The organism is Anaerobacillus sp. CMMVII (genome assembly GCF_025377685.1).
Classification (GTDB): domain Bacteria; phylum Bacillota; class Bacilli; order Bacillales; family Anaerobacillaceae; genus Anaerobacillus.
The window spans coordinates 83,882-108,024 of record NZ_JACEHK010000009.1; the positions used below are offsets into that span (position 1 = coordinate 83,882).

General features: G+C 35.7%; 26 protein-coding genes and 1 pseudogene. 2 read left to right on the plus strand and 25 right to left on the minus strand.

Annotated elements, in window-relative coordinates:
* Positions 1-87: 87 nt before the first annotated feature.
* The 15 genes from H1D32_RS12895 to H1D32_RS25000 form a co-directional block, all read right to left on the minus strand.
* Complete coding sequence (locus tag H1D32_RS12895; protein ID WP_261178706.1) at positions 88-417, minus strand: toprim domain-containing protein; 330 nt, start codon at positions 415-417, stop codon at positions 88-90.
* A gap of 119 nt (positions 418-536) precedes the next feature.
* Positions 537-2,102, minus strand: a complete 1,566-nt coding sequence (locus tag H1D32_RS12900) for an esterase/lipase family protein (RefSeq protein WP_261178707.1) — start codon at positions 2,100-2,102, stop codon at positions 537-539.
* Between the two features lie 376 nt (positions 2,103-2,478).
* Positions 2,479-3,252: an ABC transporter permease gene (locus H1D32_RS12905; RefSeq protein ID WP_261178708.1), complete on the minus strand. Its 774-nt coding sequence runs from the start codon at positions 3,250-3,252 to the stop codon at positions 2,479-2,481.
* Positions 3,239-4,213, minus strand: coding sequence for an ABC transporter ATP-binding protein (locus H1D32_RS12910; protein ID WP_261178709.1), 975 nt, complete (start codon positions 4,211-4,213; stop codon positions 3,239-3,241). Before H1D32_RS12910 ends, H1D32_RS12905 begins: the two co-directional genes overlap by 14 nt.
* Positions 4,214-4,636: 423 nt before the next feature.
* A complete protein-coding gene (locus tag H1D32_RS12915; RefSeq protein ID WP_261178710.1) occupies positions 4,637-5,185 on the minus strand; it encodes a hypothetical protein in 549 nt (182 codons plus the stop codon).
* Positions 5,186-5,491: 306 nt separating this feature from the next.
* Positions 5,492-5,878: a retropepsin-like aspartic protease gene (locus tag H1D32_RS12920; RefSeq protein ID WP_261178711.1), complete on the minus strand. Its 387-nt coding sequence runs from the start codon at positions 5,876-5,878 to the stop codon at positions 5,492-5,494.
* Between the two features lie 1,023 nt (positions 5,879-6,901).
* Complete coding sequence (locus H1D32_RS12925; protein WP_261178712.1) at positions 6,902-7,597, minus strand: ABC transporter ATP-binding protein; 696 nt, start codon at positions 7,595-7,597, stop codon at positions 6,902-6,904.
* Between the two features lie 16 nt (positions 7,598-7,613).
* Positions 7,614-10,157 (minus strand): ABC transporter permease, encoded by a 2,544-nt coding sequence (locus H1D32_RS12930; RefSeq protein WP_261178713.1) that lies wholly within the window; start codon positions 10,155-10,157, stop codon positions 7,614-7,616.
* A gap of 59 nt (positions 10,158-10,216) precedes the next feature.
* The gene (locus H1D32_RS12935) at positions 10,217-10,618 is read right to left on the minus strand and encodes a hypothetical protein (protein WP_261178714.1); all 402 of its coding nucleotides are present in this window, start codon (positions 10,616-10,618) and stop codon (positions 10,217-10,219) included.
* 1,726 nt (positions 10,619-12,344) lie between these two features.
* Entirely contained in the window at positions 12,345-12,749 is a 405-nt protein-coding gene (locus H1D32_RS12940) for a hypothetical protein (protein WP_261178715.1), read from the minus strand.
* 444 nt (positions 12,750-13,193) lie between these two features.
* Complete coding sequence (locus tag H1D32_RS12945) at positions 13,194-13,934, minus strand: hypothetical protein (protein WP_261178716.1); 741 nt, start codon at positions 13,932-13,934, stop codon at positions 13,194-13,196.
* Positions 13,935-14,063: 129 nt separating this feature from the next.
* Positions 14,064-14,459 carry a hypothetical protein gene (locus tag H1D32_RS12950; RefSeq protein ID WP_261178717.1) on the minus strand — a complete coding sequence of 132 codons (396 nt, stop codon included), beginning with the start codon at positions 14,457-14,459 and terminating at the stop codon, positions 14,064-14,066.
* Positions 14,449-14,988, minus strand: coding sequence for an RNA polymerase sigma factor (locus tag H1D32_RS12955; RefSeq protein WP_261178718.1), 540 nt, complete (start codon positions 14,986-14,988; stop codon positions 14,449-14,451). The genes H1D32_RS12950 and H1D32_RS12955 overlap by 11 nt, the downstream gene beginning before the upstream one ends.
* A gap of 395 nt (positions 14,989-15,383) precedes the next feature.
* A complete protein-coding gene (locus H1D32_RS24995) occupies positions 15,384-15,635 on the minus strand; it encodes a hypothetical protein (protein WP_314733412.1) in 252 nt (83 codons plus the stop codon).
* Positions 15,636-15,669: 34 nt separating this feature from the next.
* Complete coding sequence (locus H1D32_RS25000) at positions 15,670-16,137, minus strand: sodium:calcium antiporter (RefSeq protein WP_314733408.1); 468 nt, start codon at positions 16,135-16,137, stop codon at positions 15,670-15,672.
* 780 nt (positions 16,138-16,917) lie between these two features.
* On the opposite strand from H1D32_RS25000, the pseudogene H1D32_RS12965 reads away from it, so the two are divergent.
* Positions 16,918-17,816 (plus strand): annotated as a pseudogene (locus tag H1D32_RS12965) (acyl-ACP desaturase).
* A 93-nt stretch (positions 17,817-17,909) separates the two neighbouring features.
* Here H1D32_RS12965 and H1D32_RS12970 read toward each other — a convergent pair.
* From H1D32_RS12970 to H1D32_RS13000, 8 genes are all read right to left on the minus strand, one after another.
* Positions 17,910-18,074 carry a hypothetical protein gene (locus H1D32_RS12970; RefSeq protein ID WP_261178719.1) on the minus strand — a complete coding sequence of 55 codons (165 nt, stop codon included), beginning with the start codon at positions 18,072-18,074 and terminating at the stop codon, positions 17,910-17,912.
* Positions 18,075-18,232: 158 nt separating this feature from the next.
* Positions 18,233-18,796, minus strand: a complete 564-nt coding sequence (locus H1D32_RS12975) for a hypothetical protein (protein ID WP_261178720.1) — start codon at positions 18,794-18,796, stop codon at positions 18,233-18,235.
* A gap of 177 nt (positions 18,797-18,973) precedes the next feature.
* Positions 18,974-19,297, minus strand: coding sequence for a DUF4173 domain-containing protein (locus H1D32_RS12980; RefSeq protein ID WP_261178781.1), 324 nt, complete (start codon positions 19,295-19,297; stop codon positions 18,974-18,976).
* Positions 19,298-19,453: 156 nt separating this feature from the next.
* Positions 19,454-19,828, minus strand: a complete 375-nt coding sequence (locus tag H1D32_RS25005; protein ID WP_314733409.1) for a DUF4153 domain-containing protein — start codon at positions 19,826-19,828, stop codon at positions 19,454-19,456.
* Entirely contained in the window at positions 19,759-20,127 is a 369-nt protein-coding gene (locus H1D32_RS25435; protein WP_396126186.1) for a DUF4153 domain-containing protein, read from the minus strand. The genes H1D32_RS25005 and H1D32_RS25435 overlap by 70 nt, the downstream gene beginning before the upstream one ends.
* Positions 20,015-20,422, minus strand: coding sequence for a hypothetical protein (locus tag H1D32_RS12990; RefSeq protein WP_261178722.1), 408 nt, complete (start codon positions 20,420-20,422; stop codon positions 20,015-20,017). Before H1D32_RS12990 ends, H1D32_RS25435 begins: the two co-directional genes overlap by 113 nt.
* 100 nt (positions 20,423-20,522) lie before the next feature.
* Positions 20,523-21,164 carry an HAAS signaling domain-containing protein gene (locus tag H1D32_RS12995; RefSeq protein ID WP_261178724.1) on the minus strand — a complete coding sequence of 214 codons (642 nt, stop codon included), beginning with the start codon at positions 21,162-21,164 and terminating at the stop codon, positions 20,523-20,525.
* Entirely contained in the window at positions 21,151-21,492 is a 342-nt protein-coding gene (locus H1D32_RS13000; RefSeq protein ID WP_261178725.1) for a PadR family transcriptional regulator, read from the minus strand. The genes H1D32_RS12995 and H1D32_RS13000 overlap by 14 nt, the downstream gene beginning before the upstream one ends.
* Positions 21,493-21,701: 209 nt before the next feature.
* Here H1D32_RS13000 and H1D32_RS13005 point away from each other — a divergent pair, with 209 nt between their 5' ends.
* Positions 21,702-22,766, plus strand: coding sequence for a M42 family metallopeptidase (locus H1D32_RS13005; protein WP_261178726.1), 1,065 nt, complete (start codon positions 21,702-21,704; stop codon positions 22,764-22,766).
* Positions 22,767-22,949: 183 nt separating this feature from the next.
* On the opposite strand, the gene H1D32_RS13010 is transcribed toward H1D32_RS13005, so the two are convergent.
* Positions 22,950-23,483 carry a hypothetical protein gene (locus H1D32_RS13010; RefSeq protein WP_261178727.1) on the minus strand — a complete coding sequence of 178 codons (534 nt, stop codon included), beginning with the start codon at positions 23,481-23,483 and terminating at the stop codon, positions 22,950-22,952.
* 74 nt (positions 23,484-23,557) lie between these two features.
* Positions 23,558-24,118: an AAA family ATPase gene (locus H1D32_RS13015; RefSeq protein WP_261178728.1), complete on the minus strand. Its 561-nt coding sequence runs from the start codon at positions 24,116-24,118 to the stop codon at positions 23,558-23,560.
* Positions 24,119-24,143 lie beyond the last annotated feature (25 nt).

The window sequence follows — 24,143 nt, forward strand, 5'->3', positions numbered from 1 at the left end:
TTTAATAAGTATTTGCTAACCCTTATGTATTTACCCAAGGGTTACGCTTTGAAACAATTAGTGAATTAATTTTTAGGTGCTCCCCAGTTACATGATATCTTTTACGAGAAAGTAGTCTTTTAACACCTTGGTAAGATACTCATAGGGGGTTGTTTCTACTTGGCCATAGACTTTATCGGTGTACAAATGAATAGCATTTGGCAGTTCTCTTTTTAACTGTTTACGCAATTTATCACCAGATTCATCGGCATCTACTAGGATATAAACATCCATATCTTCAATTGGATAAATCAACTCCTCAAGCTTTTCTTGGCTTAAGGTCCCATAGGTACAAATAATATCTACAGGCTCTGCCAACACTTGCTTCACTCTTTTTCGATCACTTGTCCCTTCAACGATTAATACTTTTTCTTCCATGTTATTATCACCTTCGTTCAAAAAAGATAAGCTAGCTATACTAAATTTTAACATGAATTATGATTGATAACCAAAAGTAGGACAGTACGTATGTACTGTCCTCCCCTACTTAAGTTATATTAATATGCATTCCCTTGGTCATCAATATATACAGATTTAATAACTGTTCGTTGGAACTTATCTCCGGTAGGGGTCACCCCTTCAATATTGACAGTTATATTGTAAGCACCTTCGCCGCGATTTGGAATTGTTACAAGATTATTTTCATGATTTTGGTTTTGTCTGAAATTACGCATTTTGTGGCCGATTTGTTTATTCGCGTTCCCTTTACCTGGGACAAAATCAATGTCGTAGAACAGTTTAAATGGAGTGTTGCCTTTACTGTTTCCAGCTTCAAAATCTGTATTAAATCTCCAATTATTTTTGTTGCCATCTTCAACAAATGATAACCGCTTGTTTAGTTCAGAATCGAATTTGACTAGCATTGCATACGCAGACTTTTCATCTGTATGTGTACGAATTGTCCATTCACCCTTCTTTGGATGTTCAATTTCGATATAATGGTGCCAGGCGCCATTAAAGTATTCTGTATCCTGGATACCAACAACATCATAGACCTTCTTTTCATTATTTCCTGGTCTAACTACTTCCACTGAAGTAAGTTCGGTAGCGCTCATCCAGTTAATAGACAGTTTCTTCACGTCACTTTCAACGTAAAACGTTTCTTCGGCAAGGCCATTCTGTGAACCGCCACGAACTAAAATATCAAGGGCGCTAGCACCTGTTTTATTATAGAAATTATCAAAAGCTGCCATTTCCATTGGTTTAGTTGTCGAAATTCGATCTTTAAAAAGCGGGAGGGCGTTAGAGCCGCGATGAACTTCGCCGTGATTCCAGTTACCAATTCTAAGCATCTCTCCATATGGAAGGTGTGCACTTGCGACTGAAACTACGCCGTCACTTGCTCCAGGTATAAAGCCTCCACCAAACCAATAGTTACTAAAAAGTGGGCCCGCACGATTTCCAGCAATCGTATAATATCGATTTTGCTGTACTTCCCAGCGACTATCGGTAATAGAACGGAAATAATTCATGACCCCAGTTTGTAAACTTTGTGTGCCTTCACTATTTTGACCAATTAATGCTGCTAACCAACCAAGTGATGAACTATTTGCTAAATCTGCCAATTCACTTCCCCAGTGTGGAGAACCGATTGTAACAACATCTGATACTAAATGGTGTTTGCCTTCATGTATTAAAGCGACCTGCGCATCAACGCCACCTTTGCTATAACCAACAACGACGAGCTTTTTCCCGTTAAAATAGTCGGAGATTTGCTCTAACTGATCAGCTAAGATCGCACCGTTATCCCAATAGCTTTTAGGAGTTCCACCCGAATCGTGTAACTCAACAAATGCAGTTTCAAAGCCTTCCTGACGAGCTAGATCGTACATGTTATTCCCTTGATACCATGTAGTTGAATTGTTTGTTAATCCTTGGACAAAGACTAGTACTGGCTTATTTGGATCTGGTTCCGCAGGTAATGTTCCAATATGGAATGTCCCTGGTTCAAATGGTTCACCTTCCGTTTTATGGAATAGACTATTTGCTAGCCCTACTGACTGAAAGATTAGTGCAAATACTAACACAATGGCAAATGTAAAACCTAAGCTTCTTTTTTTCAACTTCATCTCTCCCTAGACATATTTTAATAATAAAAAATACAAAGCCTCCTCTCTCTTTTTTTGGAAAACACTATAATAATAGTTCAAACACCGTTAATGAAAACCCTTTCATAGACTTGTAGTATCTCTCCTCGTTTTTCAGCAAAAATAGTCAATTGATAGTTCTATATGATTAGGTAATTCATTTTTAGATGTTAGCTATTATCAATTACTAGATTTTTTTGGTGATAACATAGTAAAAAAGTCATAATAGATTTATAAATTAATGAGTCTCTCCATAATTACCTAAAAATCACAAAGTTTACGAAACAGCCAAATAAAAAAACTGAAAGAATATCTTCCAGTTTTTTAAAGGGGGAAATATCTATATAAAAACCTAGTATTGTCCTAGTAATCCTTTTTTCATAGCAATTTTTTCGCATTGATGAAAGACGATGAGTCCCAATGCCATATAAATCGCCGAGTTGGCTAGTAAACTAAGATAATCTGTCCACGGCAATTGTGTTAAAGTTAGATTTTCCATCATCACCATTCTTACCATATTGACTCCTTTGACAAATGGCGCTAATTCTAAAAACGGCGCAACAGATAGTGGGACAAAGACAAGTCCCATTAAGACAAATTGGAAGATCTGCAAAAATGCCTGAATTTGTTTGACGATAATCGCAAGGCCCGCGATCATAAAGGAGACACCTACCATACTAAACATGGTTAATAAGATAATTGGGATTGTCGTCATTGGGTTAAGGTTAAGCCATTGTCCTGATGTCAGCATTGCTGCAAATAGTAAAATAATCATAATGATTGATTGCAGAGCAAATTGCCCAAGGATTCTAGTTAGCATGATTTTCCAGACACCCATGGGTGACATATACAATTGCTCAAGTGTTCCGCGCATTGCTTCTTGGATGACGGCAAAACCAATAAAGTTCATTGTTAACATGGTTAAACTCCAAAACACAACACTAATAATCGAATATTGAACGTTAGCTTCAAAGCTAGCTGGATCACCAACAAACATGATCCCAAAGAAGGCTGCAAGAAAAATAATATAGAATGTTAGCAGTAAGGCTAGCGTATTCGGTAAGTAACGTTTCAGTTCAATATATTCCTTACGAAAGTTCGCTTTTAAGAGATTAAGCCATCGCATATTGCTTCTCTCCCTTCACAATTTGCATAAACACCTGTTCAAAGTCAATCGTTGTTCTGTCGATACTTTCAACGATCGTTCCCTCAGCTTTAAAGATATCAAAAAGCTCATATATGTCTTCACTGCGCTCTAAATTCACCTCGACGGTCGGTTGAAGCGAATTCCCTTCATACGTACATAAGGGAAACTTAGCGAAAAGCAGTTGTTCTTGTGAGATACTTAAGTTTTGACCTAGCTTTATTGAATAAGCCCGTGTCTCAAATAGTTTTAGTAGATTATCGACTTTTTCGTCGATTACGACTGCGCCTTTATTAATGATTACAGTCCGATCACATAACTCTTGGACGACTGGCATATCGTGCGAACTAATGATAATTGTTCGCTGTTCTTCCTTTACGATCATCTTTAAGATTTCTCGTAGTTCATAGCTAATTTCAACATCTAAGCCAAGAGTTGGTTCATCTAATAGGATTACTTCTGTATTGGCTAACAAGGAGACAGCAATCGCCAGCTTTTGCTGCATTCCACGTGACAATCCATTGACGAGTTCATGCTCTTTTTCTTTTAGGTGAAATTGTTCTAAAAGCTTCTCTACTTGAAAGGAAATTTCTTTTCGAGAGCAACCGCGGTTTCCAGCAAAATATTCGAGATTTTCACGAACTGTTAAGCGCCAATACAAATTTCGATTTCCTTCTAAAACCGCACTAATATGGCGCAACGCTTTTAGTCTTTTCTTCTGTATGTCTAAACCATTTATGGTGATTGATCCGGCATCAGGTTGTAACAAGCCACAAATCATTTTTATTGTCGAGGTTTTCCCTGCCCCATTTGGACCTAATAAGCCGAGAACCTCACCTCGATGGACGTGGAACGAAACATCGTTAACTGCGGTAATCGTCTCTTTTGTCTTTCTTTTGACATATTCCTTTTTTATCCCTTTAACCTCAATAATCTTTTCCAACAAACACTCATCCTCTCTTCAACTGATCGTCTATATGTATTATAATTTGAATTATTTTTTAATTACACTTGCTGAAGGTTGAATTTAACTCCGTCTGTAGTTGGACTTTTTGCTGAAAAAAAGCAGCTCGCTCAGAAGAATAACCCTTTCGTTTGAGAGGGGGAAAAAGTTAATTTGCAGATTGATTAACACTGGTTTTAGCAAGTGATTACCAATACAAATAACAATACAAAAAAAGAGGCTGGGACAAAAGTGTCTGACACCACGCGGATCCTACTAAGTATAGACAATCAGATTAATAATATGTCTACATTCGGTGCCTAGCGGTGTCTGACACTTTGTTATGTCCCAGCCTCTTTTGCTCTGAAATCCCAGTCTTCTTAAACTAAAGCAGCTCGTTAGTGGAATAGCCAAGAAGTAAAATTATTCTTCCAGTTGGGCTTTATAAAGAGATTTAATAATTTCATTCTCATCTAAATTCCTTAGATTTACAGACTTATCATCGCTATATCGTAAGGTAAAGGATGTTTCTCGTCCATCCCATTTTATTATTACGTCAAACTCATCATCTTTTTTTACATACTGTTTAAAATTAGAGTGACCGATAGTACCAGCAATCCATTCTTGGAAGTGACTGCTAGAGCCAAACAACCTTTTTGCTTCGTCATTATTACTGTTAGCTGTTTCAATAAAATGCTCAATAGAAATTTGTTCACCTTTAAGTTCTCTATTTGTATATTCTTCGTAATCACCAGTATAAGTAATATTGAACACTTGATTTATAGTATAGTCATTCTTACTATTTTTCCTTTGACTAACATACAATAACGCACTCCAATTTTCAGATTCGCCTACAAATAACAAAGGAGAATTAATTTCTTCAGTAGCAAAGGAAGAGTCAATTAGATTACACCCTACTAAAATAAAAATTATAGATAAAGATAATAGAAGTAAGAATTTTTTTTGAAACATAATTATCCTCTCTCCATCAACAAATTATAAACTTTTTACTCCTTACATTTGCTTTTTTACAACTCTGTCCGCCAAAGCTAAAATTCATGTCTATTTTTGAAGTTAACGGAACTGGTGTCCGCGACACTTTTTATAACATTTTTTTCGCTTATTAAACTCTCCATGTTCTTTACTTCCACAAGAAAGAACTCCCTTTATTAATTCGCACTCGTTACTTTAAGTGTACCATTTCACATAGCCACAATTTTCTATTTTAACTCTTATGTTTAATAATGCTAAAATAAAAATGCCCCCTTTAAAAGAGGACTACTTTATGGATATGTTAAACTGTTTCAAATCAATAATAAGACCTACTTCTTTCATGAAGTCAAAGCCGATAATACCATCAATCTCAAGACCATAATCCATTGACCCTAATTCAACATGGAAGTTTTGAATTAATATTTCATCGTTAATAGAGATTTCATCTATGTTTTTAGTATAAACAAACTCAAGGCCACCGACTCCTTGAATCGTTTGAGTTACATCATTTGCTTCTGGTTTTATCCCTATTTCTTCGAGTTTGTTAACATTAAAAATTGTTCCAGCAGATCCAGTATCAATTAAAACATTTTCTAATTTTAAGCTTTGCCCTCGAAAAGTAACTGTAGCTTCTATAAATGGTAATTCTGACAATACCCTTAACTTAATCATATTTTTCTAAGTCCAGTCAATTTCTTCTCACGTATTTCAAGATCTTCCCTAGATGTATGAAAGAAGTAAAGTTCACGGTTAGACTTTTGCTTGTGTAATTCATTATGACGACGGAATGCGTCCATTGAGTCGTCAAAGCAATCTATTATCGCAATCTCATCTACTATACGATAATTATTATCTGAATGAGCTTCAATTGCTTCAAATACAACTCATTTATCTGGATATGCTTTTCGAACATCCTCCCATAACATTTATACTCCCCCTTTGTGAAGTAGTGATTTCTATTTCTATTTTATCAAATTTCTTTAATACACCTCAAATTTTTTTATTCAAGATAAGCCTCCGTTAGTGAAATTTTGTTACAACTTTTCCAAAGTATAAAGTCACTATATCTGATGTATTATGCAGACTTTGGAAAAGAGTATTTTTTCCTAAAACTCCACAGAATTAATGAAATAATTAGCGATATAACAGTATAAAAAATTGCCCACCCAAAAATACCTTCCCAACTCACGTTGTAAAATATTGGAACTACTACTGTTGGGATGCTGAGAATAAAAAATATGATTAAAGGTGCCATAAAATACTTTTTAAACCTAATTATGCAGAGTAAAGAAATGATGATTGTTAAAATAGGTGCAAAGATTAAGTAAATTGGAATTTCCCACATCAATATCCCCCCTTGTATATTGTTAGATTTCTAATTACTAATTACTTCGATAAGAAAAGGCGATAACCTTTATAAAGTTATTGCAACCCGTTAGTGACACAAGGATAGAGATTGCATATTTAGATCACACCTTCAGAAACATGGTTACATTTTTCCTACCTTCTGGTATGAAGGTAGGGTTCTTTAGATCCGTTATATTTCACCATAAATAACCCTAATATCAATACTTGCGGACCACTCCGATAGTTAAATAGGTATTAATATTTGAGTAAGCTCTCTTACTGTCTGTTGTATGGCAAATTATATAACCTGGAAAGTTAAATTAATAAGTCAACCTGCCTTATGTGAAATTACATTTTAATTCCCATATCCTCTCTTTTAACTCGTTCTAATTGACCTTCTGTCAAGCGATAAGTTTCATCTCCTAAAAAAGTGATTTCTTGGTCATGAGTAACTAACAGAATACTGTGTCCTTTTTGATGTAGTTCCTTGAGCGTGTTTAACACAGCATCACGATTTTTTTGGTCGAGGTTCCCCGTTGGTTCATCACATATCAATAATTTAGGGGAATTTATAAGGGCTCGAGCAATCGCTGTCCTCTGTTTCTCCCCACCAGACAACTGTGTGGGGAAATAGTGTCTACGATGATGGAGTCCAAACTGAGTTAACAACTCTTCAGCTTTTTTTTGTAGCACTAGCTTATTTTCATAAGGAACCATTGGCATCATGACATTATCTAGTACAGTAAATTGATCAAAGAGACGATAGTCTTGAAAGACAAACCCAATCTTATTTCTTCGAAACTCGGGAATATCATCTCCTTTAGCCTTTTCTAAATGCCAGTCATCAAAAATGATTTCTGAACCTTCGTCCAGCTTTTCAATTCCTCCGATACATTTTAATAATGTAGATTTCCCCGAGCCAGAAGGTCCAACAATTGTGATCCATGTTCCGTTTTTAATGGTAAGCGTGATTCCATTTAATACTAGTATTTTTTCTGTCGAGGTTTTATACTCTTTCGATAAATGGTTGATGACAATAGCCATTCTGTTACCCCCTTTATTACATATATACATATTTTCTAGTAAATGCAGTCACATTCCACCAGCTGAGCAGCACAACTAGTGTGAACCAGAAAGCGGTAAATAAGAAAATCCAGACGAATAACCCCTCTAGTCCAATGGTTACATAAAATATGAGGATACTTATGAATAAACCGATCAAAACTGCGACCGATGACCATAGCACAACCTCAGCTAGTAAAAATAGTGTTACCTTATTCCGTGTCCAACCTATTAGAGCCAATAGATGAATTTCTTCCAAGCGATGTCTCCATAAATGACGAAGCGCCTCTATTAATGTCAGCGCAGTGAGAACGTAAGCAAGACCCAAAATTATATACTGTATGATTTCTGTTTGAACATGGACATATTCACCAAGTCTCGTCAATGTTGTCTTCTCCTCAGTTCGTAATAACGATGAAAATACATAGATGGACAACACGCTGGACATAATAATTTGTATAAACACATTAAGTAATTGCTTTTGGTAGTATATTAGATTTTTCTTCGTAAGAGAAGCCTTCGGTCGGCCCACTTTACCTCTCAATTGCCGCCCCCTTAGTAGGAAAGCAATCAGTGCTATTATAGTAGCAAACATGGAAATGACGGCATAGAGGAATAAGACATTTATCTCAACGACTCCACTGACGATTAAACTATTAAGTAACAGTCCACTACCTACAATCGAGATCACTATTAAATAAGCAAATTCTTTGGCAAAGAATCTTGATGTATGCTTTCGCTCCCAACCAAGTAATTGTAGAAGCTCTTCGTCTCGTCGTTGACGTTCACTCCAGAGTCGAAGCCTATTCCAAAATGTCGAACCACCTATGAAAACAAATAGCCCGGTAATCATTACCGTAAGCACGTTCCAGCTTGTTAAAATCGTATCCGCTGCTCCCAAAGTCGTTGTTGGTTGAATGACGGTTCCAAAACCTTCAACATCAATTACCAATTGCTGATGAGAAGCTCCTGCAACAATATCAACTTGAAAGCCTTTAGCAGCAATCTTATCTGCCACCTGTTGAATCACCCCTGCTGCTTCTACTGTATAGCCATCAATTCCAGTAACAACAACCCGGATTGCATCAATTGGCGCTTCTCCTTTGAAGTGCTCTGCCCATTCAATTGACGTAATTCCATGTGCGGGAAGTGGTAGAAAACTTCCGGGTAACGCAGTCGGTTGGATCGGATTCCCATTTAAAGTTGTTTCTTCAAAATTGTAAATCCCTAGAGGACTAGCAGCAAGAATGTTTGAATTCTCATTGACCGAAATTGTGTCGACGGTTTCAAAATATGTCAACGTTTCCTCCTCCACAACTGGTGCAGCAAAAGAGCGATTGATTAAATAATCAAACGTATTCTGACGTTGAATAGCTGATATTTCGCGATAAATTGGAATCCCGTTATCATGTTGGTTCAGCTTTTCTACTATAATTTGGTCTGGTGTAAAAGAGTAGTCAACCTGAGATAATAGATAGTAGACATCCTGTGACTTAAGATCCTCTACAAAGGTAAAATCGTCGTGAATTTCTGAATCCCATTCTTCCGCTCTCTTTAATTGATAAGCACGATCAAGAAAGAAATTGTATTCATTTAGTGCTGATAATTGCTTAGAAAAATCAATTGAATAGTTTTCTTTTGAAAGGGTTTCTATATCGCTTAATGAATCAAAAAATTCTAAAAATATTGGCTCATCATCAAATGATAACAACGGCCATTCTGGACTAGGATTAATGCCAAGCTGTTCCTTTCCTTTACGAATTAGCCGAATCGTTTCTTCATTCGATATGTTAAGTCGTTCAATTTTCAAATCTACAAAGAGTGGAACAGCGCTTTCACTTACATTAACAATTGGAAATACTTTTGAGTTTTCTTCCATTAAACTACTTGCTTTAGGTTCTCTTAGTAATGAGCCTAATGAAATCGTTGTTAATGCTTCTTCTTCAAATGGATCAACAGCAACAATGGGGTGAAATGTCGTAGGTATGGGTATCACATGATGCCCCGAGTGAAAAAGGTTAATCAATTCACTTTTCGTTATTGTGTCTTTACCATCAAAAAAAGCTTCACTGTTTGGAAGGGAATAAGCAACATGTTCATTAACTAGATATGTATTCATACCATCATCCGTGTAGAATGATACAGTATAGCGGATAGGTTCATCCAAAATAGGGAGGTCAAATGATCTTTGTGTCATTGTATAATACCCTAAAGCGGCAATTGGAGCAGCAATTTCAACTTCTTCAATTTGCTGAATCTCCCGCCATTCTGACAATGTTATTCCACCTTTACCTACTCCAAGATAGTTTTCTTCTACTATTCCTATCTTTTTTTCTAGCTCTGAATGGGCATCAACTGGTCGAACAAGTAAATCATAGCTTCCACGGGCAAAATCTGTAATCTCCATTTGAACAGTCGCATCAGCTGAACGGAGGGTTGATAAAGCAATGGGAAGAAAAGTTATCAGTAATATGAGTATGGCTACTGTAAATAGAAAGGCTCTTTTGTGATGTTTTATCTGCTTGAATAATAAACTTCGCATAAATAAGGCCTCCATTTATTTAATAACAGAGGGGAAACCCCCTCTGTTCCCTTTTTTTATTATCTTTTCCAGACTATTATAGATCCAGTTGTCCAAGGTGAAGCACCATTTGTATTATCAGCTACTCTAGCACGAGGATAGTAAAATTGCGCATCTTGTCCATTTGTAACTTTATAAACGATTGGCCTAAAATTATAACTATAATCAGTTGTAGTCCTAGATAAAGTTCCCATTCCTGTTCCTGGTTCCAGCTGATAGAATTTAGAGCCTCGATCCGCATCAATACTAGATACGATATTGTAGGTCGATTGTCCATCGTCTACACTTGAAGGGTATGACATCCTTGCACCAATAGACATTAGAGTGATCTCTTCTTTTGAGGTATTTTCTTCAGCTGAAGCAACTAGTGATAAAGAAAAAAGTAATACAAAACCAACAATTATTGCAGATATTTTTTTCATTGAAACATCCCCCCTTTTTTTGAAATATTTGGTAATTCTACTAAATTATAAAAAAAAGTTCACAATAAAGTCAATATACTATTTTTTTAGATTATTCATTATATAGTGTTCTGTCTAGTATATAGAACCTTAATTCCTTACCTATACCTACTCAAATAACCAAAATAATTACTTTTGATTACCGCCACTCCAATTTACCACCTACACCATGTCTTTTACCACCGAATGACAAGGATTTTACCGCATATTTGGGCTCCTTTGAAATTTAAGGTTATATATACGAATAGGTAAGGGTTTGAAGTTATCGCTCCCTTTTCCCCTCGTTCACACCGTACATGAGACTTTCACCTCATACGGCGTTCCAACTATTCCAACTCTATTTAACCATCAACACTTTTGATATTTTAGTACCTTTTGTGTCTCAATTCTTCCGTTTTAATAAGTCGGTGCCTCCCGTGGGAGGTAAACCTCTATTAGTCTCACAAGAACCTTATTAACCGATAAAGATTTGCCTTGCATGATTAAATAAATCTTCATTAGTCTAGTGGCTATCCCTCCGTGCGGATTAGACATTTCATTGGTACTGTGCCACCACTTTCACTGATACAAAAATAAGTTATACAATAGCTAATCTCATTATTGCTTTCCTTATTACCGTTTCTTTGGGAGTAAGCCCTCCACGTTATCAGCTTACAACGTTGAATTATATCTATTATAGAATGAACTTAGGTGCTTCCTGTAAGCCTGTTAGCCGTTTATATGCCTGTAACATATCATGGACTTTCATATTAGCGAGTCTTACTCATCCACTGCTAACTTCACAATTTGGTGATATACACATTTCTATGTAGTAAGCGTTTAGACCCGTACATTCAGAAGTTTGTCAGCTTAATCCGTCTTCGTAGATAATTTAGCATTCTCACCATATTCATTCAACTCAAGCATCATGATTTACACCACCCCCGTGGGTAGGCTTTCGCCAGCCGAACTGTTACGGTAAATTCTCACGCCTTTTTGCCGAGCTTATAACACTATCATTCTTACCAATTTTAGTGCTATTCGACTAAGAGAGAGCCCTTCAAGACGTTACTCCATCATTTGGCTCTTCGATATAACCCTTCGAAGGGAATTGTCTACCTTTTACCTGAGTAATGTAACCATTCTCAATTTGGGGTAGAAACATTTCGCACAACTAACGCACCCGTTAGTGAATTATCCCACTAAACTTAATTATCGAATGAGCGAACTAATAAAATACCTGCAAGTACGTTTAAGACAACGTTAATTTCAATACCTAAGACGTAACTTATAAGAAAATTTGGTGCAAAATACTGTAACAAATATGGTGCAGGTAACAAAGTTAATAGAATCAACACAACTACAAAACCAAGAGAAATCCAATTAATTGTTAATTTCTTAGTAGAAATTTTAATTAACCTTTTAGTCTCAATTAAAACACCAAATAGCAAATACAAAATACTCAATAATATTGAATAAATTAAAATCCATTTAATATTGAAGAAGTCCAACATTTCTCGATAAATAGGGAGAATTTGTGCTATTAACAATAAAATAATAATTCCTATTATACTAGTCAAAATTGTTGTTTTTTCACCTAATCACCTCTTTCTCTTATTGTAGTAACCTGCTCGTTTGTAAATAAATTCCATAGAAAAAACCTTTATTCCTTCTTGAATAAACGCTTTCGATAGTTCAATAGCGATAATTATTTTTTTACTTTATGTATGCTATAGGAAATATAGTAACCACATAAAATCAAAGCAAAGTTCCGTAAATAGATATGATTAAATCTACCTAAATCCACTAAACCTTTTAAATAAAAAGTTAATAGGAGTAGAACTATTCCAAGTGGTAAGATGCCAAGCGTAATCATCATTTTAAAGTTAATTTTCCAGCTTCCATCTGCTTTTAACTCTTTAATCAAATGCCCTCCACCAAGAAGAACCCCAAACAAAATTAGTATCGATATTGGCGTTACAATTGATAAAAAATGTAAAAATGGTGTTGTAGGCCAAAATGCGGTATTTTCCCATCCCCAGGATGTTTCGAAAAGCCACGCTGAACTAAGTAGGAAAAAAATCCACATAATGCACTTTAATAGATAATTCAACCTTTATCCCTCCAAATAATAAAGTTGCCTAAAGCATTCGATTTTAGAAATTTTATTCAACTCTTTGCTTCGTTAGTTGAATAAGCCTATCCATAGAATACCATATTTGCGGAATATTCTTATAAATAATTAAAAAAAACCCAATAGCAACCCTTTTAACAGGTGTACAAAAATTATTGTACATCTGCTAAAAGGGTTGCTATTCCTCTGTTAAACCTCTAAAAATTCCATAAAATCTTGATATGTCAATAAAAAAGAGATGCGAATTATCGTGCTAATTCCATCTCTAAAAGGCGCGCATTTTGTATTTCCTCCCTCTCAAGCAACTGGTTACTCAGAAGAACGAACTGATTTTTCTCTTTCTCAAAGAATGGTGTTTTTAAAATAGCTATTAACGACATGATCTATCAAGGTCACGGGCAATTGTCAATAAAGAGTTTTCTATTAAGGACTATGCACATCTCGAACAATTCCGATTAGGTACCACTCATCTTCAAACTCTTCATAGATAAACCGGAGTGCTTGCCACTGATGCCATAATTCTTCTGACGGCGGTGTTGAGTAATATTCAACGTACTTTGCGTCTGGAAAGAAGTCCGGTATCGTATTAATGATCCCCCCACTTTGCACAACTGAGTCATTAAACGTGATTACATCATAGTCAATCTCCTTACTATTTTCTCCGTCCCAACGCATCGAATGGTTTACTAAAAACTTAGAAGTGTAATCATTCACACTGAATTCGAAGGCGTAATCACCCATGTCATAGCCCCAAATATACGTTTCTGTTCCTTCGAGTTGGCCAAGGTTTTCTTTCGTAAAATGGACTTCATCGGAATTAGGACTTCCGACAGCAGCATAAAACGAAAAGAATAGTCCTTTTTCTGGGTGCACCTGATTTGCCAGTGCCGACCAATTAGTTGTGTTTAAGTTTGCAAAGACCGTTTCTGTTTTTGTTAGTAATACAGTTTCAATATCAAAAGGAAGTTCATCAGTACGATCATCACTATATTTTTCTGTCCAAGCCCTTTCCCAGGAAGGATAGTCAATCCCATGAAGTTCTTCTAGTGTTTGGCCATCTAACGAATAGACCCAACCACGCAGTTGTTCCTCAGTCACCGGCCAAGATGTGCCACCGATAACAATACCATCAACAAGTAGTACAGATATTCTCGTTTTGCCCAAAGTGTTTACACCTTGCAGCTGATCTAAACGATGCCCTTGAACAATAAATAATTCGGTATCAATCGTTTTTTTCTAGATATTCATCAGGTCCTCCAGGTTGAACCGACCAATCTTGCTTATAGGGAAGTTCTAGTAATTTGTTTTCGTTAAACGATATGACTCACTACTACCATCATATGAAATAACTTCATATCCTCTTCTTTCTAAAAAGCTCTTCGCATTTTTCACATTCGCGCTTAACTCTAGTTCGTGGTCAACAACTTCTAATTCTTCATTTTCATTTAATAAAGAACCAACCGTATCAAAAATAACTTGCTTCCCACCTAGAAACGATAACCAGACTGAAAAGATTGCAGTTGCAGCTATACTACTCGAAACGATGGAAAGTTTCTTCACATTTTTTTGAAATTTCATTTTCCGTGCTTTTTGAACTAAATTCTTTTTTGTCTCTTGGACGAATTCCATTCGTGGCTCGAAGTCTGGAGAGTTTTTTACTTCTTTAAAAATGTCATCCTCATTTCGCATTTTCAAATCCCTCCTCCATAGTAATTTTTAGTGTTTCTTTTAATTTTTTTAGTGCTCGAAAGTAGTCAACTTTCACCTTTGCTTCAGAACAATTTAAGATCTGAGCAGTTTCGCGAATCGATAGCTCATTAATCCCTCTAAGGATTAGAACTGATCGGTAATTAGGTTTTAACTTTGAAATCGCTCCATGAACGATTTCTTTTTGCTCCTTTGTTTCGAGCGCTTCATCGGGAGAATTCCCCTTAGATAGTAGACCTGTAAAAAAACCATCCTTAAAAATCGAATAAAATTTTTGGCGACGGAAATGATCTACAGCAACGTTTCTAGCGATCGTTAAAATCCATGTTTTTAGCCGGTACTGGTCATTGTACTTCGCAAGAGACTTTAGCACTTGAATAAATACATCTTGGGTCAAATCTTCAGCATCATTACGATTTCCTGTAAAACATATTAAAAAATGATAAACATCTCGATAATACTCATCATATATACGTTCAATCCGTTCTTCGAGTTGACCTGAATTTGCCAAACGAAATCCCCTCCTTGCCGGTTCTTTTTCTTTCGTAAATAATTCGTATAAGAGTCAGAAAAAGTTACAGTTTTTACTATAATTCTATCAGGTTAATAAAGGTGTTGTAATAACAAAAAAAATAACTGAAAGAGTATCGCCTCTTTCAGTTATTTCATCTTGATTTTTAGTGAGTAAAAATTAGAAAGCTAGAAACAAAGTAGATTAGTACAAGTAAGGCTGAAGGAAGCCAATACGCGATTTGTAATCTTGGTAATTTAAACCGAATTAATGAATAAAGAACAATAACACTTAGAATAAACGACGCCAAGGCCGTAATGACATGTACGGTTGAAACAGATGAAAGAATGGTTGCAGGACGGTAAACAGCATCTGCCCCAATTAAAATTAAAATGTTAAATAGGGTTACTTCCTAAAACGGAACCAATAGCTAAATTATAGTTTCGTAGTTGAATAGCAATTAACACAGCCACCGCTTCAGGTAAAGATGTAGAGGCGGCGATTAAAAAACTACCAACAAAACTAGAACCAAGGCCAGTAATATCGGCGATTTTATCCCCAGTTATTGATAAAAGACTACCAGTTACTAAAATAACGACTGCAGCGATTGAAAAGCCGATGATCGCTCGCTTTAATGAATCGCAGATGTCTGTGGTACCCCCTCTTCTTTCTGATCACTCTCTAAACTAGAAGCTTTTTAGAAAGGAAATACATTCCACCAACATAAACGAAAAGTAAAACGATTGCGTCTAGGCCGATCCCGAAAAGTGAGTATGGTAGTTTTAAAGTTAACGCGAGAAAGATAAGGAACATGAGAAGCATACCTAAGTAAACGGTATAAAGGTTGCTTTCAGATGCGCCTTTAAAAATTTGTTTATTTCGGAAGTACAGATCAAAACTTGCAATAATTAATAAATTAAACAAATTACTTCCTAGGACATTTCCAACAGCTAAATCTGGATTATTGATGCCAATAGCCGTTAAACTTGTAGTTACCTCAGGTAATGACGTTGCACCAGCCAGAAAAATGGTACCGATCAGCATTCCACCTAACGAAGTCCTTTCACTTAAAACGTCAGCGTACGTAGAAAGCTTACTGCTGCTAATACTGGTGATTGTTGCCGCTAATAAGAATAGAATAAATACCATGGGTCATGACCTCCTGAAATTGACATAGAAAAAGACCCTTTTATGAAAAAGCTCTTAAAATAAAAGCTCTTTCATAAAAAGGTCTTGCGTACTTTGCAAATCACAAAGCTCAATGAACCGAGTGAATTTCTTCACCGAAATGACGATTCATTAACCAGTTGGTCGCTACTCCCCCCTTTTTGGGCTTATTCTCTTGTTAATATCACTGTAACATAGCTATTAAACTGCGTCAATCATTTCCTAACGATAAGAATTTAGAAGAAAGTTTCATATAACGAAAAGACATAATTCTTCTACTCTCTCTTTTTATTATAGAATTTTTCTAAAAGATTGTTGCTTTTAACTTGAGAAAATAAGCAACACACTTTGCGAGAAAGCCTATTATATTACATTTGTCACTTGTACTCTTTCTTCGGACGAGCGTATACAATGTCTAGGTAGTGTAAACTTAAAAATTTCAATTTTCTGAATAACGTACCCTAGATGAGTGCTTGTAAAGCAATGACCACCATGGCCTGTTTCTAAGTTCACTTTTTTGCCCATAATTATTTTAGGAATTCATTTACTTAGGCTCTTTTCGTAAACATTGTGGCTTTTTTCACTCAAAAATAATTGGGGAAATACCTTAGAGGAAGATATCACCCAATAAATTAAGAAAAGAGCAAAACTTACTTAATTAGTGGTGAATTCTTAGTATTTTGTGTAAAAATCCGGTTTTTGGGATTTTTTTCAAAAGCAACAAACTTTGTTAAAACAGCTTTTATTTAAAAGGAGAGAATAATGCTAACTAATCATTTAGATTTCAGACTTGAACCAAAGTTGCTCGAACTGTATGAAATTCATAAAGAAAGATCTGAAAAAATCGACTGGGGTTACCATGATTACCTCCCTTGGGATAAGGCCCAAGACTTTCGTAGAGTCCCTTGGGATGAAAGCCAGGTTACCCTGCCAAATGGTATCATTACAGCGGTTGAAACAGCGTTGTTAACAGAAGTTAATTTGCCATGGTTTACTTCACATTTAGAACAGACTTTTAAAGGGTCTTTGTCGGTTATTCGTGATTTTGTCCATACCTGGACTGCTGAGGAAGACCAGCATTCGAACCTACTTGAGACATACTTACTAATTACACGGAATGTAGATCCAAAACGCTTACATCAGCTACATAGGGCAAACGGTAGAAATGGGCTGGAGGTCCAGATTATGAAACCCCTTTTGAAACGATGGTCTATACATCATTGCAAGAATTGGCTACTATGGTTTTTTATAATAATGTCGCAAAAGAAGCGAAACTATATGATAAAGACCTAGACGTCTTATTAAAAAGACTTGCAAAGGATGAAAACTCTGCATTACGCCTTTTACCGTGATGTCATTAAGTACCATTTAGAATTAGAGCCTAACTACTGTTATTACTTAGGTAAGGTCATCATGAATTTTCAAATGCCTGGTACTGTTATGCCTGACTTTGAGGATCGCATGTCAATTATCGCTAGGAAGCTAACTATGGTCCACTCGAATATTTTGACCAAGTTTTAGAGGCAATTATTGAGTACTGGCAAATTGAAAAGCTAAGGCCAATCGCTCCAGAAGCAGAGAAAGCAAGATTAGAAATTCTTGAATATCATAGAAGAATGAAAAGGATCAGAGATCGTTTTTATAAAAGAAATGCAAAATAAATATGTGATATATTAGCTGGTCTAGATAAACTCAACAAAAAAGGAGTATGAATTGACTATTCATACTCCTTTTTTGGTTTTTGCTAATGGCTTTTAATCAAATAACTTAGTAGCAAACTTGGAATCGTCATAATCATAGCGAAAACCATCATTTTGTGCTGTTGTTTCACTATCGATTTCTGTTTTCTTCTCTTTTGAGTTTGTAATTTGTTCCTCTTTGTTTTTCTTTGCTTTCTGATTTTTTGGTTGGAATTCCAATATCTATGCCTCCTAACAATTTTGACAAAGTTTGTCTTATTTTTATTAAAAGGTTGCGATTTTATGCAAGAAAAGAATTTCATTATAATTGTTTAAAGGCAGGTAGGTTTGCAATAAAATATGCTATTTATTCGAAATTACTCTTCTTCCCTTTTTTACTACTCATTCCATTTCAGTCTATCGAAAGCATAGCTTAAACTAATTCCAATTACTTCGTCAGAGTTGTGGATAAAAGAGATTACTACGTTATTTACGTGGTCATAATAGCCTATTTCATCATTGGTTTGTCCTCTGTTTTCGAAAGTGAAGTAATCCTCTCCATAAGCCGTTATTACCTCATTTATTGGAACAGCTAGTCTAATTCCTTTTTCAGTTGAAGATGTAGAATTACCTTCAAGGACCGCTATCTGTAATATCTCTTTTGTTACTCTATCAATAGCTACAATAACTTGTTTGTTCCAATATTGATCATAGTTTCTTTTAGGAGCATAGTATTCATTATCTGGGTGGGGCTCAAATTGACCATGATAATTTATAAAATTATTTTCAGTTATTACCATACCTAATTTAATCCCATCAATATTTTCGTTAGATAAGTTAGTCGATCCCACTTCTATTATTGCATCCTCACGAGTGTGGGTTTCACAACCAGTAAAGATGCTGATAAATAAAGAAAAGAGAATGACAGCAATTTTCGTTTGAATTCCAAAATCGTTCGCCATATAAATTTCACCTCAAATAGATAGAATAATAAATGAATTATTAGAATTCAAGGTCTACCCAAACGCGTTAAAGCTTTAAACTGACGGGGGTCAGACCCCCTTTTCGTAAACGCGTTAAAGCTTTAAACCGGTGGGGGTCTGACCCCTTGTTTTGACCCCTTGTTTCACACTTTCTCACTAGAAATCCTTCAAGGCTTTTTTGGCTTTTTTTCGTGAGAGATTATAGGATTGCCAAGAACTATCTTGTTCCAAAATTTGTTCTCTTTTTTTAGATAACATTGTCTTCAAGCCAAATATCTCTGGATTTTCTTGATACAACTCGACTAATGGCGGAATTGCTGAATAGGATAATTCGCCTAAGTAATCGATATCGATTTTCTTTGTTGCCTCATAGCGTGCTATATTCGTAGAAACAATCAACTGGTCGATGCCAACCATGTTTAAACCTACGTAATAAATCACTGCAGCAATCAAATAGAACCGTGCAAGTGGTACAACGATTTACCCATACTTTTACTAGTGTAAAAGAAAAAATAACAACAAGAAAATCATGAAGGAAATGCGCCAAAAACTCGTAAATGTAGTTATCCCATAGGTCCTGTTCATACATCATTAACCTTAAGAAAGCCGAAGATAGCAACACACTACTAAATAGTATTAGTATGTTAACAAAACCTTAATTGTTTTCGATTGTTGATTTTTCACATAGGTAACTGTCCTATTAAAATGAAAAAGTTGATGATCGTCACGAGTATTGAGTTCAAAAAACCCTCTTCTTGCATACTCGGCATAGGAAAATCCGGCTTGAAGTGTGCCACTAAAGAGATATTGAAAAACTGTACAACCGTCACAACCACAACAGAAAACAAGAGTTAACAAAGAGCAGATTGTTGTCACAATTGATGGTATCCCAATTCGTTTAACTCTTCGCCTTTGGGACAACCTCTTTGATTTTCGTTGTTTTAGATAGATAATTGAAAAGTAACTATAAAAGACCCCTCGGTGAAGATGATAATTTTTAAAAGTGTCCAAAGTAGATCCGTTTGAAAGTTTAACATCAATTCTGGTATCACAAACAATAGGTCCGCAAATTTCTCGTCAGCTGAAGAAAGTAACGTGATAATAATAAAGAGCAATGGCACTGAAAATAAGATGCCTAGACTTATTTTTTTTGCTGTTTGGTACGTAGATTTGTTGACCTTTCGTTTTACCTGTCTTCTACTGATTTTTGTCATCAGCTTTCCAAAGTTGAACATCTGCTCTACTTTTTTTATCAATAAGGCTAAAAAAGAACTTGAATACCAACGAACAATGGTAGGACTCAATACCAAAACTGTATGAACAAATACAAAGAAACGGTATGACTAGACTATTTAACTGATTAAAATATGGGTTAGAATATACGAAAAAACTTATTGTGAGTACACCTATGGAGAAAAATAATAAGCCACTAATCTGTTTTTGTTGAAATTCTACCTTTCTAAAACGCAAGAAAAAAACAACATAAAACAGGGCGATAAACATACTGTAGGAAACACCGACTTGATTTGTGAATATACAAACCTCTACTAGCACTGCCAACATCAGACAAACTCCAAGAAAGTACCAGTTTTGAACAATTTTCATGACAATCACTCCTTGTTTTATACATAGTAATTCTATGTAGGTGAGTAAAAAAATATATATTCTTTGTTACCTAGAATATCGATATAGATGGGCAAAAAAATTAGATAGACCGACTCGTGCCCCAGCGAAAGCCGGCATAGCTAATTGGATAAAGAAATATCGTACAAATAATACAAACGGCTATAAATGGTGGTGTTAATAAAGGATCAAACCATTGGACTGGCATTATCTGAAAAACGACTAGCGCCATTAAAATCAAATTAGGCACTAAGGCAATATAAAACGTCCTTAAGAGTAGTTTTTTTCCACCTAATCCAAACTCTTTGCCAATTTCGTAGCCCAACAAGACCCAAAAAAACATGTAAAGAATAATTAATATTGAAGTAATGCTCGTCAAAACCTTCCACAGATCACTAATTAAAGGTGCGGGAATTTGATGATAGACAATCGTTAGGCAAACTCCACCGATGAAAAACAACAGGTTTACAGAAATGAAGGTCCATTGTATTTTTGATGGTGATACATCAAGTTCCTGGTTATACGCTTGAGCAACATCTTCTGGTCTACCGAATTTTTCAATAACTATAGCCATTGCCTCTGCACCAACGGCTCCTTCATGTAATAGGTCGTCGAGCATCTCTGAAATATGCAACTCAAATTCCTGCAATATCTCTTCAGCATTAGTAGTGGCCTTTAAGTCTTTTTTTAGAGCAAATAAATAATCGTCCTTATTTTGGATCATACCCTTTTCTCCCAATCACCTTATCAATTACACTAACAAAATTCTTCCATTCACTTGTTTTTTCTTCTAATATTTCTTTTCCAAGCTCAGTGATCCTGTAGTATTTTCGAGCTGGACCTTTGTCGGGTTGTTGCCAATAGGCTTCAATATATTGCTGTTTTTCTAATTTATGAAGGGCAGGATATAACGTCCCTTCTTTCACTTGTAAAATATGACCGCTACGTGCTTCCATCTCTTTTACGATTTCATAGCCGTACATATCCTTTTCCTCTAACAACTGCAATAAAATTAAGGATGTACTCCCTTTTACAAGTTCTCGGTTAAACATGATCTTTTTCACCTACCTAGAATACAGAGGTATTAATGTATCTTTATCTTAGCTTTTTCAAATGAAGATTGCAACTTATTTTTGTAAGTATTTTACTAAAAGTGAAACTACCACCAAAATACTAGAGTCTTCCGTTGGAGAAGATTCCATCTAATGCTATAATAAAAAAATATTCGTGTCCCTAAATATAAACATAAGGAGTAGGTACTATGTTTCAACTATTAAAAACATTATCAAGCTTACATGGCCCGTGTGGTTTTGAGCAACCCGTAACGACTTGGATTAAGGATACCCTTCAGGATCTAGCCGATGATGTTCGTGTAGACGCATTAGGAAATGTTATTGCTAGAAAAAAAGGTAAAAAAAATGGACCCAAAACGATTATCACTGCTCACATGGATGAGGTAGGCTTTATTGTTAAAAAGATTGAAAACAACGGTCTCATACGTTTTGAGAAACTTGGCGGACATGATGACCGAATTCTTCTTGCACAAAAAGTGCAAATTCGAACTCGAAAAGGGTTACTTACTGGTGTAATCGGTACTATGTCAGCACATTTTGTCAAATTCGATGATCCGATGAAAGTTCGTAACCACCGTCAGCTTTACATAGATGTAGGAGCTTCAAGTAAAGAAGCGGCTCAGAGCTTAGGAATTGAAATTGGTAACCCAATTACTTGGGCTTCTTCCATCGATTTTTTAGGTAATGAAACAACTGGAAAAATTGTTGGCAAAGGCTTTGATGATCGTGCCGGTTGTGCAGTCATTATTCAAACATTACAAGAATTAAAAGACGCAGATTTTCATGGGGAGATTATCGCTATTTTTACAGTACAAGAAGAGGTTGGTCTTCGAGGTGCGAAAGTTGCTGCTGAATCGGTTGAAGCAGATCTGGCCATTGCGATTGATACAACCGCTGTCAGTGACACTCCTGAAGAAACCATGGATCAAAGTCTTTCATTAGGTAAAGGGACAGGGATTAAAATCATTGACTTTAGCTTAATCGCCCACCCAGCAGTGAAAGAAAAATTAGTGGTCGTAGCTGAAGAACACAACATATCGTTCCAATACGAAGTGTTCCCAGGAATCGGTACAGACGGTGGCGCTGTTAGCCTCGCCAATAAAGGCATTCCAACTGGAGTACTATCAATCCCTTCCCGTTATGCGCACTCCCCAGTTGAAGTCATTGATGTTGAAGATCTAGAAGCAACAAAAGAGTTACTAAAACAGTTCATCCTCGCAGTGGATGAACGTGAGGAATTTCTTTTTATATAAGAAAAGCGCAAGAAAAGGAGGGGTCTGACCCCCACCACTTTAAAGCTTTACAGCGGTGGGGGTCAGACCCCAATGAAAGTTCACTTTCATCATTAAGAATGTAAATCTATTTTGAGCTACCTGAACTTGATAAGAGAAAGTGAACTTTCGAAGTTTAACTATTTACAGAGTAGACCCCATTTTTTAGTTAGAATCAGTTATAAATCCTTCGAAATCAATGATCTGACTTTTGGAGATCCCAAAGTGCTTATATTCAATAAGGATACCGTTCACATCATTTGTATAATTTGTATCGATAAGTTCAAGTTTGAAAACTATGTCAAACAATTCATTATTTACTTTGTAACCATTAACAGGAATGAAAGTATCTAAAAATCCTCCCTTAATAACACTTGCTTCATCAAGTACACCAATACTATTTTGTTTTCCATTTTTACCACTATCGATAAAACTAGTGACTCGTAATAGTTCGTTTGGTTGTTTGCCTGCAGTTGCCATGCCTCGAATGACAGAGATGTCTGTTATGGTTGGGCTACCTAAGCCTTCCCATTTTACCCCATATCCAATATAAACCGTTTGATGTTCTTCGAGTGCCTCTAATGAAGTAGTCGAATAACTCCAATTTGAAAACTTACCGTAATCTAAAATATAGAAAAATATAACACCAAAAATTAACAATATGAAAGTAAATATTGCAAGAGACACTATTTTTTTCATTCTTCATTCACTCCTCTTTGATAATGTATAAGTATGTTGTTGAATGCTATTCTATCAATCTAGCTATAGTACTTTTATAATATGAATTTTTCTTTAATAATTTGTGCAACTTCTTTTGAACTTAGATTTGTATTATTGATCCTAAGGTAGTTTTCTTTTGTTATTTCTCCGTCTTTTGAATTTAATCTATATCTTTCCATGCTGATTTTTAAATCATTTTCTGACCAATCGATATTTCGTTTTGTAGGCTTATGTGCAAGGCGGTGTGGACTTTTATTTCGTTGGATTCTTTCTTCAATATCTGCTTCTAGTTCTACAAAATAAATAGTACCACCTCTAGCTTCAAAAATATTACAGACGTTTTCAACATAATCCCAATCTTCTTTTTGGTCGAAAGCCCATACATAAGTAAAGATCAAGCCATATAAGTCACTTTTGGAAACCTCTTCAAAGATCTCTTGGCGAAATTTATGGACTAGCCTCTTCCCTGCCTCAGTTCCATAACTAAAAAAAGGTGTAACAAGCTCAATGGTCATATGGTTATGAAAAAGCTTCAAGTCAGTAATTTTTTCTAACTCATGACCAATGGTCATCTTTCCTACTGCCTGCGGTCCAAATATTAATAGAAATTTCAAAATAATCACCCCGAAAAAAAGATAG

Coding starts and splice junctions, on each gene's coding strand:
- H1D32_RS12895 (WP_261178706.1), bottom strand. CDS start 417: ATGGAAGAAAAAGTATTAATCGTTGAAGGGACAAGTGATCGAAAAAGA.
- H1D32_RS12905 (WP_261178708.1), bottom strand. CDS start 3,252: ATGCGATGGCTTAATCTCTTAAAAGCGAACTTTCGTAAGGAATATATT.
- H1D32_RS12915 (WP_261178710.1), bottom strand. CDS start 5,185: ATGTTTCAAAAAAAATTCTTACTTCTATTATCTTTATCTATAATTTTT.
- H1D32_RS12920 (WP_261178711.1), bottom strand. CDS start 5,878: ATGATTAAGTTAAGGGTATTGTCAGAATTACCATTTATAGAAGCTACA.
- H1D32_RS12925 (WP_261178712.1), bottom strand. CDS start 7,597: ATGGCTATTGTCATCAACCATTTATCGAAAGAGTATAAAACCTCGACA.
- H1D32_RS12930 (WP_261178713.1), bottom strand. CDS start 10,157: ATGCGAAGTTTATTATTCAAGCAGATAAAACATCACAAAAGAGCCTTT.
- H1D32_RS12935 (WP_261178714.1), bottom strand. CDS start 10,618: ATGAAAAAAATATCTGCAATAATTGTTGGTTTTGTATTACTTTTTTCT.
- H1D32_RS12950 (WP_261178717.1), bottom strand. CDS start 14,459: ATGCGAAATGAGGATGACATTTTTAAAGAAGTAAAAAACTCTCCAGAC.
- H1D32_RS25000 (WP_314733408.1), bottom strand. CDS start 16,137: ATGGTATTTATTCTATTCTTATTAGCGGCAACAATCACCAGTATTAGC.
- H1D32_RS12975 (WP_261178720.1), bottom strand. CDS start 18,796: ATGGCGAACGATTTTGGAATTCAAACGAAAATTGCTGTCATTCTCTTT.
- H1D32_RS12990 (WP_261178722.1), bottom strand. CDS start 20,422: ATGAAAATTGTTCAAAACTGGTACTTTCTTGGAGTTTGTCTGATGTTG.
- H1D32_RS12995 (WP_261178724.1), bottom strand. CDS start 21,164: ATGATCCAAAATAAGGACGATTATTTATTTGCTCTAAAAAAAGACTTA.
- H1D32_RS13000 (WP_261178725.1), bottom strand. CDS start 21,492: ATGTTTAACCGAGAACTTGTAAAAGGGAGTACATCCTTAATTTTATTG.
- H1D32_RS13005 (WP_261178726.1), top strand. CDS start 21,702: ATGTTTCAACTATTAAAAACATTATCAAGCTTACATGGCCCGTGTGGT.
- H1D32_RS13010 (WP_261178727.1), bottom strand. CDS start 23,483: ATGAAAAAAATAGTGTCTCTTGCAATATTTACTTTCATATTGTTAATT.